Origin of the sequence: Ewingella sp. AOP8-B2-18 (assembly GCF_052376015.1) — a bacterium.
Classification (GTDB): domain Bacteria; phylum Pseudomonadota; class Gammaproteobacteria; order Enterobacterales; family Enterobacteriaceae; genus Ewingella; species Ewingella allii.
Genome location: NZ_JBQSVB010000013.1, coordinates 34,851 through 46,821 on the forward strand (window position 1 = coordinate 34,851; position 11,971 = coordinate 46,821).

An 11,971-nucleotide genomic window follows, 5' to 3' on the forward strand; every position below is an offset into this window, starting at 1 on the left:
ATCCTTTAATGGGGTGGAAGGTCATCTGTCATGCCTCCAAACAAAAACCCCACGCATCTGCATGGGGTTTCTTTAACACAACTTATAGTCTCTACAACCCGAATTTTGGCTTAGACGTTAAACAAGAAGTTCATTACGTCGCCATCTTTCACGATGTACTCTTTACCTTCTGAACGCATTTTGCCGGCTTCTTTCGCGCCTTGTTCACCTTTGTAGGTGATGAAGTCTTCGAAAGCGATGGTTTGGGCGCGGATAAAGCCTTTCTCGAAGTCGGTGTGGATTTTACCGGCTGCCTGTGGGGCAGTGGCGCCGACAGGGATGGTCCATGCGCGGACTTCTTTCACGCCTGCGGTGAAGTAAGTTTGCAGGTTCAGCAGCTCATAACCGGCGCGGATCACGCGGTTCAGGCCCGGCTCTTCCAGACCCAGCTCGGCCATGAACTCATCACGATCAGCGTCGTCCAGCTCGGCGATATCAGATTCAACCGCGGCGCAGACTGCCACTACGACAGAGCCTTCAGCAGCGGCGATTTTGCGAACGGTGTCGAGGTACGGGTTATTTTCAAAACCGTCTTCGTTAACGTTAGCGATATACATAGTTGGTTTTAGCGTCAAGAAGCTCAGGTAGCGGATCGCCGCTTTATCTTCGTCAGTCAGATCCAGCGCACGCAGCATGCCAGCTTCGGAAAGCTGTGGCAGGCATTTTTCCAGCGCAGCCAGTTCGGCTTTTGCGTCTTTATCGCCGCCTTTAGCACGTTTCTGCACGCGGTGGATCGCACGCTCACAGGTGTCGAGGTCGGACAGGGCCAGCTCGGTGTTGATGACATCAATGTCTTCCGCCGGGTCGACTTTGTTGTTCACGTGAATGATGTTGTCATTCTCGAAACAGCGCACAACGTGGCCGATAGCTTCGGTTTCACGGATGTTGGTCAGGAACTGGTTACCCAGGCCTTCACCTTTAGACGCGCCTTTCACCAGACCGGCGATATCAACGAATTCCATGGTAGTAGGCAGAATGCGCTGCGGTTTTACGATCTCAGCCAGTTGGTCAAGACGTGAATCAGGCATTGGCACCACGCCAGTGTTAGGCTCGATAGTGCAGAACGGGAAGTTCGCCGCCTCGATGCCCGCTTTAGTCAGCGCGTTGAACAATGTAGATTTACCGACGTTCGGCAGGCCCACGATACCGCATTTGAATCCCATGTTGTTATCACCTTAATATCTTAATTATCAAGCAATTAACTTTAATCGCACGATGTAATGACCGTTATGCCCGCCATTATACACAGAATGCCGATCTCCGGCATCCTTCGCACCGTCTCTGCGTTGGCGCCTTCACTTATCCCGGTCACTGACTTGTGTCAGCTCGCGGGATTCGTTCAGTTGGCGCCTTCACTTATCTCAGACTCTAACCTGTATTTGAGATTAAAAATCTTGCCAGTATTCCGATCATTTTAGATACTGATCACAATGTTTTAACCGACCGGAAACGCGCCAGATGTCTTTCTTGCCTACGCCACCTTGAGTTTTTCCCTTCCGTAAACGGTTTTCACCGTGCTTTTTGCCGCGCTTTGCCACTGTGTGAAGCCTTCTGCGGCACGCGTTTCTCCGTCTGCGAGAAATGGTTTCTATTGATAAAAAGTGAATAACATCATGTTTAACCTGAAAGATTTCAGGATTTCTGACGTCAAGAATGAAGTTCTGGCGGGATTTGTTGTCGCGGTTTCGATGATCCCCGAAGCCGTAGGTTTTTCGCTGGTGGCCGGTCTGTCACCCATTGTCGGCTTGCACACGGCTTTCATTATTGGCTTAGTCACGGCGCTATTTGGCGGCAAGCCGGGCATGGTCTCCGGCGCGGCGGGCTCGATTGTGGTGGTGTTGATGAGCCTCGCGGCACAGCACGGCATGGGCTACGTGCTGTGGGCGACGATATTTGCCGGGATAATTCAGATCCTGATCGGCGTTTTCCGTTTGGGGAAATTTATCCGTCTGGTGCCTCTTCCGGCTATTCACGGCTTTGTTAACGGTCTGGCGATCGTCATCATGCTGGCGCAACTGCACATGATTGCCGGGCAGGGGCCGCTGATGTACGGGCTGGTGCTGCTGGCGATTCTGGTGGTCGTGCTCTTCCCAAAACTGACCCGCGTTATTCCTTCTTCGCTGGCCGCCCTGATAGTGGTGGCGGCGGTGGCGATTGGCTTTAATCTGCATACGCTGCGAGTCGGAGATTTGGCGGATATCTCCGGCGCTTTGCCTCACTTCAGCCTGCCGGTTGCGCCGTTTAACCTTGAGATGCTGAAGGTGGTGCTGCCTTACGCGGTGGTGATCGCGCTGGTCGGCCTGATTGAATCCCTGCTGACCATGACCGTGCTGGACGAAATGGGGAATAAGAAGGGTAATGGCAATCGCGAAAGCATCGCGCAGGGCGCGGGAAACACCATTTGCGGGCTTTTTGGCTGCTTCGCCGGTTGCGCGATGATTGGGCAGTCAATTATCAACTTTACCTCGGGCGGGCGCGGGCGCATTTCAGGCGTAGTCGGGGCTATTTTGCTGATTTTATTTGTGATTAGCCTGTCGGGTTACATCGGTCTGTTGCCGGTAGCGGCGCTGGCAGGGATCATGTTGGTCGTGTGTTACAACACCTTTGAGTGGAGTTCGCTGCGCAGGCTGCGACGCATGCCAAAGGCCGACGCGCTGGTGATGGTGATTGTTACCTTAATCACTATTTTCACCGATCTGGCCGTGGCGGTGATCAGTGGAGTAATTATCTCCGCGCTGGTCTTCGCCTGGCAGCAGGCGCGTATCCGCATTCGTGAACATAAAACCAAGGGCGATCTGGCGATTTATAAGCTTGAAGGGCCACTGTTCTTTGGCTCCTCGGCCAGCTTTGGCGAGTTATTTGAGCCGATGAACGATCCGCAAAACGTAGTGTTGGACTTTGCCGCAACGCGAGTGATGGACTCCAGCGGCGTTGAGGCGATTGATAAACTGACCGCGCGCTATCTCGAGGCGGGCAAGTCGATTCGGCTGCGCCACCTCAGTGATGACTGCGTGAGCCTGCTGAAAAAGGCTGGTCCGTTCTGTAGCCACGAGCTGGATGACCCGCAGTATTACGTCGCGGAAGACAATCTGTGAAGGCAGTCAGGCAATCTGAATAAGAAAAGGCGCGAATTTCGCGCCTTTTTGCTTTTAATAGAGTTTTAACTGAGTTACGGCTGGGCTTTAAAACTGTGCAGACGCTGGATGGTTTTCTCTAAACCTTCTTTCATTAGCATCTCGGTACAGCGTAGCGACTCGTCGATGGCGTCATCAATCAGCTTCTGCTCGCTGGCCGGGGGCTTGCCGAGAACAAATCCCACCACCTTATTTTTATCGCCCGGATGACCAATACCAATGCGCAGGCGATAGAAATTAGGGTTGTTCCCCAGCTTGCTCTGAATATCTTTCAGGCCGTTGTGGCCGCCGTTGCCGCCGCCCAGTTTGATTTTCGCCAAGCCCGGCGGGATGTCTAACTCGTCGTGGGCTACCAAAATCTCATTCGGCTCGACGCGATAAAAATTCGCCATCGCCAGCACGGCCTTGCCGCTGAGATTCATAAAGGTCGTCGGCACTAAAAGACGAACATCCTGGCCCGCCAGCGACAAACGCGCGGTGTAGCCGTAGAACTTACTCTCTTCTTTAAGCTGCTGATTATGCTGGCGCGCCAACAGGTCCACATACCAGGCTCCGGCGTTGTGCCGCGTTTGGGCGTATTCGGCGCCAGGGTTGGCCAGACCCACAATTAATTTAATGCTGCTCACGTTGGTTTCGCTTCTTCATGAGGTGACGATCAGGGCGTTAGTTTACCCGCGTGAGGCAGTTGTGCCAAACCTGCGGAGGGGAATTTCAGGATAATGATTTTAAAGGTGAATAGTTGAGCAAGAAAACCATTCACCCTTCAAATGAAAGTGACAACAAAACGTAAAGATTTGTCATGCTATGTTCTCTGTCTGTGATCGTTGCCGCAAAGTAAAACCCACCCGACGACTACACTTTGAGCTAGGAAAACAGAAATAGACCTGTTCAATTGATGGATTACTGGAGGTGACATATGAAACGTAAAACCGCAACAGTATTAGGTAACGTGCTGATGGGGCTTGGTCTGGTCACTATGGTCGGCGGGGTTGGATACTCCATTCTGAATCAGATGCCGAGTCTGAATTTACCGCAATTTTTAGCCCATGGCGCAATAGCCAGCATCTTTATTGGTGCGATTTTATGGCTAGCAGGGGCGCGAATCGGTGGCCGTGAACGCGTTGCCGACCGTTATTTTTGGGTTCGTCATTATGATGCCCGCTGCCGCAAGAATCATCGTCATTCTTAACAGTAGGCGATTAACAACCTATAGCTTTGCAGATCGGCCAAAGAAAAACCCGTTATTGCGCGAACAATAACGGGTTTTTTTATGCTCGCTAATCAGCCCCTTCCGCAAGCAGAAGGGAACCAGATTAATGTTCGAACATCGCAGAGATAGACTCTTCGTTGCTGATGCGACGAATTGCTTCAGCCAGCATGCCTGACAGAGTCAGAGTACGAACTTTCTTCAGTGCGCGAATTTCTGGAGACAGCGGGATGGTGTCACAGACAATCACTTCATCAATCACGGAGTTTTTGATGTTCTCGACGGCATTGCCAGAGAAGATTGGGTGCGTGGCATAAGCGAAAACGCGCTTAGCACCGCGCTCTTTCAAGGCTTCAGCGGCTTTACACAGCGTGCCGCCGGTGTCGATCATGTCGTCAACCAGCACGCAGTCACGGCCAGCAACGTCACCGATGATGTGCATCACCTGAGAAACGTTAGCGCGTGGGCGGCGTTTGTCGATGATAGCCATGTCAGTGTCGTTGAGCAGTTTTGCCACGGCGCGAGCACGGACAACACCACCAATATCTGGGGAAACCACGATTGGGTTTTCCAGATTCTGTTGCAGCATGTCTTCCAGCAGAATCGGGCTACCGAACACGTTATCAACCGGTACGTCGAAGAAGCCCTGGATCTGTTCGGCGTGTAAATCTACGGTAAGAACGCGGTCAACACCGACGCTAGAAAGGAAGTCTGCAACCACTTTGGCGGTGATTGGCACACGGGCTGAACGCACCCGGCGATCTTGACGTGCATAACCAAAATAAGGGATGACCGCAGTGATACGGCCGGCGGAAGCGCGGCGTAAGGCATCAACCATCACGACCAGTTCCATCAGGTTATCGTTAGTAGGTGCGCAGGTGGACTGGATAATGAAAATATCTCCGCCACGTACATTTTCGTTGATTTGCACACTTACTTCACCGTCGCTAAAACGACTGACGGCGGCGTCACCAAGGCTGGTGTATAAACGGTTGGCAATACGTTGTGCTAGTTCCGGGGTGGCGTTACCAGCAAAAAGCTTCATATCAGGCACGAGAAGAACCTCAGGCTTGCGTCCAGGGAAGACATTGGCTTATGGCACCACCGGGCGGTGAGCGATGCCACAGCATTATGCTTACGAGAAAAAATACTTCGGTACATCTTTACAACCAATACTACGGAAATCTTGGCTCTGTTACAGAGTGAGAGGCTGGCAAAGAACAGACACGGGAAACGGGACCGTGACGCTCTACGCTTTGCCTGCTGCTCTCAGCCATTCTTCGCGGAAACGGTGCAGGGGAGAGACGTTGACGCCCTTAGCTACAAACCCGGTGACCGACGATGGAATCTGATTCAAAACCTGACGGGCTTCATGCTCGGTCGCAAATTCGGCGAAAACGCAAGCACCCGTGCCCGTCATACGTGACGGCGCGTATTCTAACAGCCAAGAAACAAGCTGTTCAACCTCGCAAAAACGTTTTATCGCAATCGGTTGGCAATCATTTGTCCACGCTGTGCTTAAAAGCACATTTATCGGCCGTTTTGGCGTGTCGCGGGTTAACTCAGGATCGCCAAAAATCATCGGGGTCGGGATATGCACGCCCGGGTGGGCCACTAAATACCATTTTTCCTCAGGCGCGACGGGTTGCAGTATCTCGCCAATGCCTTCGGCAAAGGCGGCATGGCCCATCACGAACACCGGAACATCTGCGCCTAAGGTGACGCCTAACGCGGCCAGTTGTTCATCTGACAGGCCGCACTCCCACAGGGCATTCAGTGCTACCAATACCGTCGCGGCATTAGAGGAACCCCCGCCCAGTCCGCCGCCCATCGGGATGCGTTTGATGAGCGAAATGTCCGCGCCAAGCGAGCAGTTTGCGTGACGTTGTAACAAACGCGCGGCGCGAACCACCAAATTATCTTCGTCCGCGACGCCCTCGACGGGGGTAGTGAGGACAATTCGCCCGTCGTTGCGCGGCACGAAAGAGAGGCTGTCGCCATAATCGACAAACTGAAACAGGGTTTGCAGTTCGTGATAACCGTTGGCGCGCTGGCCGGTGATATAAAGGAATAAATTGAGTTTAGCCGGAGAAGGCCACAATTGCGTCATCTCAGTTTAAGGTCCAGCTGTCCATTTTCAATTTGATGCGCTGGTCGCCTTCGGTCAGTTCCAGGCGATTCGGCAATGATGGGATCATATCGTCGCTGTAGCTCTGATACACCACGGTGCCTTGCTGGCCGTGTTGGCTGTAGTTAACTTTGGACAGGCGGTACTGGCTGTCGAGGGTGAAATCACTCTCATCGCCCGGCAGGCCCAGCATCCACAGACGCAGGTTAGCCAGCGGAATCGACATGCCGGTCAGCTTCTGAATCATCTCATCAGGATTGTTACTGGTGTACTTCTTGCCTTCATTATTGGTCAACTGGGCGACGCCGCTTTGGACTTTCAGCTCCATCTCGGTGCTGCCGAGTGGGTTGGTCAACAACAGGCGGTAGTTGTCACGCGTGTATTGCTGCCAGAAGAAGCGGGCATAAACTTTTTGTTTATCTGAGATATAGGCGAAGGAGCCACGCGTTTGATAGTGCTCTAATTGCTTGATTTGCGCCTCATGCTCACGCCACTGAGGGGAAGTCGGACTGGTCGCCGGACCCTTAGGAGCATTGATGGAACAGGCGGCAAGCACCAGGCTTGCAAGAGGAAGAAAACGAACTAAATGAGCTTTACGCATTGGCATAACAGATTAAATCCTTGGGTGCTGAGGCAAAATGCCTGGGCAAATTCGGCGATGGTCAGTTTAGCATACTGACGTCGAGCACGTTAGCCACTGAGAAAGGCCGCAATTGTTTCAAGAAAAAAGAGTAGCCCTTGATAGATCATGGCTATCATTGATATTGAAGTACGCAGTGAGGAGATCCAGTAAGCTCGAAGTCATCGAAATCGTCTGTTGCTTCAACAACTTTAACGGATAATGCTGCTTTGCTTTTATTGATCCGGCTCATCTTGTAGAATGCGCCACAGACGTAAACCCATACCAACATAAGTATTACTCGAAAAACGCTTCCTTATGACCCTGCTTGCATTAGGTATCAATCACAAAACCGCACCGGTTTCTTTGCGTGAACGGGTAACTTTTTCTCCCGAGACCATTGAACAGGCGCTCTCTAGTCTGCTCCAGCAACCCCTGGTGCAGGGCGGTGTCGTGTTGTCCACCTGTAACCGAACTGAGCTTTATCTCAGCGTGGAACAGCAGGAAAATCTTCAGGAACAGTTGGTTAAATGGTTATGTGATTATCACCATCTCAGTGCCGATGAAGTGCGTAAAAGCCTTTATTGGCATCAGGATAACGCCGCCGTCAGTCATCTTATGCGCGTGGCCAGCGGCCTTGATTCGCTGGTCGTCGGCGAGCCGCAAATTCTCGGTCAGGTGAAAAAAGCCTTCGCTGAGTCCCAACACGGGCAGGCGGTTTCGGGTGAACTTGAGCGCCTGTTCCAAAAATCCTTCTCCGTCGCCAAGCGCGTACGCACTGAAACCGATATCGGTGCCAGCGCGGTTTCCGTGGCTTTCGCAGCTTGTACTCTGGCCCGGCAGATTTTCGAATCCTTGTCTGACGTCAGCGTATTGCTGGTGGGCGCGGGGGAAACTATCGAGCTGGTGGCGCGCCATCTGCGTGAGCACAAAGTTCGCCACATGATGATTGCTAACCGTACCCGCGAACGGGCACAGGTGCTGGCAAGCGAAGTGGGCGCTGAAGTGATCACGCTGCAAGATATTGACGCGCGTCTGGCCGATGCCGACATTATTATCAGCTCCACCGCCAGCCCGCTGCCGATCATCGGTAAAGGCATGGTGGAACGCGCGCTGAAAGCTCGCCGCAACCAGCCGATGCTGATGGTAGATATCGCCGTGCCGCGTGATATCGAGCCTGAAGTGGGCAAACTCGCCAACGCCTACCTTTATAGCGTTGATGATCTGCACAGCATTATTCAAAACAATATGGCTCAACGTAAGGCCGCCGCCGTGCAGGCGGAATCTATCGTTGAGCAAGAAAGTTCTAATTTCATGGCGTGGCTGCGATCGCAGGGCGCGGTGGAAATTATTCGTGATTACCGTTCCCGTGCGGATCTCGTCCGTGCCGAAGCAGAAGCCAAAGCGCTGGCTGCCATTGCTCAGGGAGCAGATGTTTCTGCCGTTATTCACGAATTAGCACACAAACTGACTAACCGTCTTATTCACGCACCCACCCGTTCCCTGCAGCAGGCCGCCAGCGATGGCGATGTCGAGCGCTTGCAAATTTTACGCGACAGCCTCGGGCTGGATCAGCAATAGTTCCTATTTATTACAGGGTTAAACACCACGCATGAAGCCTTCTATTGTTGCCAAACTGGAAGTGTTACAAGAGCGCCATGAAGAAGTGCAGGCGATGCTCGGCGACGCAACTGTTATTGCCGACCAAGAAAAATTCCGCAATCTCTCCCGCGAATATGCTCAGTTGAGCGATGTCTCTGCCTGTTTTCTGACCTGGCGTCAGGCGCAGGAAGATTTGGCCGCGGCCGAAGAGATGCTCGATGACCCAGAGATGCGCGAAATGGCGCAGGATGAAATCAAAACCTGCAAAGCCACGCTGGAAGAGTTAGAGCAGAAGCTGCAACTGCTGCTGCTGCCAAAAGATCCCGATGACGAACGCAGCTGCTTCCTTGAAATTCGTGCCGGAACTGGCGGCGACGAGGCGGCAATTTTCGCCGGTGATCTGTTCCGCATGTACAGCCGTTACGCCGAAACTCGCCGCTGGCGCGTTGAAATCGTCAGCGCTAACGAAGGTGAGCACGGCGGCTTCAAAGAAGTGATCGCTAAGGTGTCAGGCGAGGGTGCCTACGGCCAGCTGAAGTTTGAGTCTGGCGGCCACCGCGTGCAGCGCGTGCCGGAAACCGAGTCGCAGGGGCGTATTCACACCTCGGCCTGTACCGTCGCCGTGATGCCAGAAATTCCAGAGGCCGAATTGCCAGAAATTAACGCCGGTGATTTGAAAATTGATACCTTCCGCTCCTCGGGCGCGGGTGGTCAGCACGTTAACACCACCGACTCGGCCATTCGTATCACCCACTTGCCAACTGGCATCGTGGTTGAGTGTCAGGATGAGCGTTCACAGCATAAGAACAAAGCCAAGGCGATGTCGGTGCTGGGCGCGCGTATTCGCGCGGCTGAAATGGCTAAACGCCACGCAGAAGAGGCGTCAACCCGCCGCAACCTGCTGGGCAGCGGCGACCGCTCCGATCGTAACCGCACCTATAACTTCCCGCAGGGCCGCGTGACCGACCACCGCATCAACCTGACGATTTACCGTCTGGATGAAGTGATGGAAGGCAAGCTGGACGCGCTGATCCAGCCGATTGTGCAGGAGTATCAGGCAGACCAGCTTGCTGCGTTGTCCGAGCAGGAATAATGGATTTTCAACATTGGTTGCATGACGCCACCCGTCGCCTGTCGGCGGGTGAAAGCCCCAAGCACGATGCAGAAATTCTGCTCGGGTTCGTCACCGGCCGGTCGCGTACTTTTATTATGGCCTTTGGCGAAACGCCGCTGACGGCCAGCGAACTTGAACAGTTAGAGGCTCTGCTGGCGCGACGTGAGCAGGGCGAGCCGGTGGCCTATCTGGTCGGCGAGCGTGAGTTTTGGTCTTTGCCTCTCTCTGTTTCACCCGCCACGCTCATCCCCCGCCCCGATACTGAATGTCTGGTTGAACAGGCATTGCTGCGTTTGCCGCCTTCGCCGCAAAAGGTGTTGGATTTGGGAACCGGCACCGGAGCCGTGGCCTTGGCGATTGCCAGCGAGCGCCCGGATTGCCAGCTCATCGGCGTTGATTTACAGCCCGAAGCCGTCAAGTTGGCCCAGCATAATGCGCAAAAGCTGGCGATCGCCAATGCCAGTTTCGTGCAAGGCAGCTGGTTTGCTCCCGTCGCGGGCCAGCAGTTTGCCGTTATCGTCAGTAACCCTCCTTATATTGATTCTGCCGACCCACACTTGGCCGAAGGCGACGTGCGCTTCGAACCTGCCAGTGCGCTGGTGGCGGACAACGCCGGACTTGCTGACTTACAGACTCTCATTGAGCAAGCACCGCAGCATTTATTAGCCGGCGGCTGGCTATTATTGGAGCACGGCTGGCAGCAGGCGAAAGACGTCCAACAGCTGTTTCGTCAGGCGGGCTACCACCAGGTCGCCACGGTGAAAGATTACGGCGGCAATGACCGCGTCAGTCTCGGGCAGTGGCAGGGAGCGTAATGGCTCTTGCTGCTTCATTGCCTGCCCGTAACCCTTAATACACAAGGAAGTAAAATGTCTGCTTTTATGGCTTTTAAATACCTGCATATTGCCACCGTCATAGTGAGTATTTTTCTGTTTGTATTGCGCTTTTTTTGGAAATCGACAGGTTCTGCTATGCTGCACCAGCGTTGGGTGAAAATTACGCCTCACGCGGTGGATACGCTTTTGCTGGTGAGCGGCATTGCGCTGCTGATCATTGCCCGACTTTATCCATTCAGCCCGCAGACTCCTTGGCTGACTGAAAAGCTTTTTGGCGTTATCATCTATATCGCATTGGGGTTTGTTGCACTCAGTAAACGGCCACGTCGGCAAACCACTCGGTGGATTGCGTTTATTCTGGCAATAGGATGCTTAGCCTTGATCGTTAAGCTCGCCTTGACACAAATACCGCTGCTATTGGGATAACTATGAGTACCATTGCTGATTTCGAATTTAACGCCGCGCCGCTCAGCGCCGGTGTCATTCTGGTCACTCAGGCCATCCGCTATGATTTCAACGCGGATGACGTCAGTCGCCAGTTACAGTCGCTGGTTGAGGAGGCTCGCCGGGCCATCCCGGAAGATCTCAATCAGGATCAGCAGCTTGAAGTGTTAATTGAGTTGTTTTATCGCACCTGGGGCTTTGGCGGCGCGGGGGGCATCTATCGCCTGTCAGACGCCATCTGGCTCGACAAAGTGCTGGCTTCGCGCCAGGGCACGCCAGTTTCGCTCGGGGTTATTTTCCTGCACATCGCCCACCAGTTGGACTTGCCGCTGATGCCGGTGATTTTCCCGACTCAGCTGATCATGCGCGCCGACTGGCTCGACGAAGAGATGTGGCTGATTAACCCGATTAACGGCGACACGCTGAGCGAACATATTCTGCATGTCTGGCTGAAGGGCAATCTGGGCGTCACCGCCGAGATTGAAGATGATGATTTGGAAGAGGCGGAAAATAACGTCATCGTCCGAAGAATGCTCGACACGCTAAAAGCCGCGCTGATGGAAGAGAAGCAGATGGAGATGGCCCTGCGCGCCAGCGAAACCCTGCTGGAGTTCGATCCAGATGATCCTTACGAAATTCGTGACCGCGGTTTGATCTACGCCCATTTGGATTGCAATCATGTCGCGCTCTCTGATTTAAATTACTTCGTCGAGCAGTGTCCTGAAGACCCGATTTCCGAAGTGATTAAAGTGCAAATCCACGCGATTGAGCACAAGCAAGTTACCTTGCACTGAGTTAGAATTAGCCGCAGAAAATTAAATAGGCATTTAAATACAGTGCATTACCTG

At 53.3% G+C, this 11,971-nt stretch carries 12 protein-coding genes; 7 read left to right on the plus strand and 5 right to left on the minus strand.

The genetic code is table 11. From position 1 onward, the window contains the following. Nucleotides 1-110 precede the first annotated feature (110 nt). On the minus strand, nt 111-1,202 hold the full coding sequence (gene ychF / locus ACT3RR_RS19845) for a redox-regulated ATPase YchF (protein WP_353502263.1): 1,092 nt from the start codon (nt 1,200-1,202) through the stop codon (nt 111-113). Nucleotides 1,203-1,652: 450 nt separating this feature from the next. Between ychF and ACT3RR_RS19850 the strand changes: the two genes are divergently transcribed. Next, nucleotides 1,653-3,134 (plus strand): SulP family inorganic anion transporter, encoded by a 1,482-nt coding sequence (locus ACT3RR_RS19850; RefSeq protein ID WP_353502262.1) that lies wholly within the window; start codon nt 1,653-1,655, stop codon nt 3,132-3,134. A 74-nt stretch (nt 3,135-3,208) separates the two neighbouring features. Here the strand turns inward: ACT3RR_RS19850 and pth are convergent, their stop codons facing one another. Then, nucleotides 3,209-3,799: an aminoacyl-tRNA hydrolase gene (gene pth / locus ACT3RR_RS19855; RefSeq protein WP_353502261.1), complete on the minus strand. Its 591-nt coding sequence runs from the start codon at nt 3,797-3,799 to the stop codon at nt 3,209-3,211. Nucleotides 3,800-4,089: 290 nt separating this feature from the next. On the opposite strand from pth, the gene ychH reads away from it, so the two are divergent. Further along, nucleotides 4,090-4,362 carry a stress-induced protein YchH gene (gene ychH, locus ACT3RR_RS19860; RefSeq protein ID WP_353502260.1) on the plus strand — a complete coding sequence of 91 codons (273 nt, stop codon included), beginning with the start codon at nt 4,090-4,092 and terminating at the stop codon, nt 4,360-4,362. A 124-nt stretch (nt 4,363-4,486) separates the two neighbouring features. Here the strand turns inward: ychH and prs are convergent, their stop codons facing one another. The 3 genes from prs to lolB all read right to left on the minus strand — a co-directional run bounded on the left by prs (nt 4,487) and on the right by lolB (nt 7,115). Then, nucleotides 4,487-5,434, minus strand: coding sequence for a ribose-phosphate diphosphokinase (gene prs, locus ACT3RR_RS19865; protein ID WP_034790822.1), 948 nt, complete (start codon nt 5,432-5,434; stop codon nt 4,487-4,489). Between the two features lie 195 nt (nt 5,435-5,629). Beyond that, a complete protein-coding gene (gene ispE, locus ACT3RR_RS19870; RefSeq protein WP_353502259.1) occupies nt 5,630-6,490 on the minus strand; it encodes a 4-(cytidine 5'-diphospho)-2-C-methyl-D-erythritol kinase in 861 nt (286 codons plus the stop codon). Nucleotide 6,491: 1 nt separating this feature from the next. After that, nucleotides 6,492-7,115: a lipoprotein insertase outer membrane protein LolB gene (gene lolB, locus ACT3RR_RS19875; protein WP_496200975.1), complete on the minus strand. Its 624-nt coding sequence runs from the start codon at nt 7,113-7,115 to the stop codon at nt 6,492-6,494. Nucleotides 7,116-7,445: 330 nt separating this feature from the next. Here lolB and hemA point away from each other — a divergent pair, with 330 nt between their 5' ends. The 5 genes from hemA to sirB1 are packed head-to-tail and all read left to right on the plus strand — an operon-like array spanning nt 7,446 to nt 11,917. After that, nucleotides 7,446-8,708 carry a glutamyl-tRNA reductase gene (gene hemA, locus ACT3RR_RS19880; protein WP_353502257.1) on the plus strand — a complete coding sequence of 421 codons (1,263 nt, stop codon included), beginning with the start codon at nt 7,446-7,448 and terminating at the stop codon, nt 8,706-8,708. Between the two features lie 31 nt (nt 8,709-8,739). Then, on the plus strand, nt 8,740-9,822 hold the full coding sequence (gene prfA, locus ACT3RR_RS19885; protein ID WP_353502256.1) for a peptide chain release factor 1: 1,083 nt from the start codon (nt 8,740-8,742) through the stop codon (nt 9,820-9,822). After that, nucleotides 9,822-10,658 (plus strand): peptide chain release factor N(5)-glutamine methyltransferase, encoded by an 837-nt coding sequence (prmC, locus tag ACT3RR_RS19890; RefSeq protein WP_496200976.1) that lies wholly within the window; start codon nt 9,822-9,824, stop codon nt 10,656-10,658. Before prfA ends, prmC begins: the two co-directional genes overlap by 1 nt. A gap of 54 nt (nt 10,659-10,712) precedes the next feature. Next, a complete protein-coding gene (locus tag ACT3RR_RS19895; RefSeq protein WP_485900777.1) occupies nt 10,713-11,105 on the plus strand; it encodes a SirB2 family protein in 393 nt (130 codons plus the stop codon). A 2-nt stretch (nt 11,106-11,107) separates the two neighbouring features. Then, nucleotides 11,108-11,917 carry an invasion regulator SirB1 gene (sirB1, locus tag ACT3RR_RS19900; RefSeq protein WP_353502253.1) on the plus strand — a complete coding sequence of 270 codons (810 nt, stop codon included), beginning with the start codon at nt 11,108-11,110 and terminating at the stop codon, nt 11,915-11,917. The last annotated feature ends 54 nt before the right edge of the window (nt 11,918-11,971 follow it).

Coding starts and splice junctions, on each gene's coding strand:
- ychF (WP_353502263.1), bottom strand. CDS start 1,202: ATGGGATTCAAATGCGGTATCGTGGGCCTGCCGAACGTCGGTAAATCT.
- ACT3RR_RS19850 (WP_353502262.1), top strand. CDS start 1,653: ATGTTTAACCTGAAAGATTTCAGGATTTCTGACGTCAAGAATGAAGTT.
- ychH (WP_353502260.1), top strand. CDS start 4,090: ATGAAACGTAAAACCGCAACAGTATTAGGTAACGTGCTGATGGGGCTT.
- ispE (WP_353502259.1), bottom strand. CDS start 6,490: ATGACGCAATTGTGGCCTTCTCCGGCTAAACTCAATTTATTCCTTTAT.
- lolB (WP_496200975.1), bottom strand. CDS start 7,115: ATGCCAATGCGTAAAGCTCATTTAGTTCGTTTTCTTCCTCTTGCAAGC.
- hemA (WP_353502257.1), top strand. CDS start 7,446: ATGACCCTGCTTGCATTAGGTATCAATCACAAAACCGCACCGGTTTCT.
- prfA (WP_353502256.1), top strand. CDS start 8,740: ATGAAGCCTTCTATTGTTGCCAAACTGGAAGTGTTACAAGAGCGCCAT.
- prmC (WP_496200976.1), top strand. CDS start 9,822: ATGGATTTTCAACATTGGTTGCATGACGCCACCCGTCGCCTGTCGGCG.
- ACT3RR_RS19895 (WP_485900777.1), top strand. CDS start 10,713: ATGTCTGCTTTTATGGCTTTTAAATACCTGCATATTGCCACCGTCATA.
- sirB1 (WP_353502253.1), top strand. CDS start 11,108: ATGAGTACCATTGCTGATTTCGAATTTAACGCCGCGCCGCTCAGCGCC.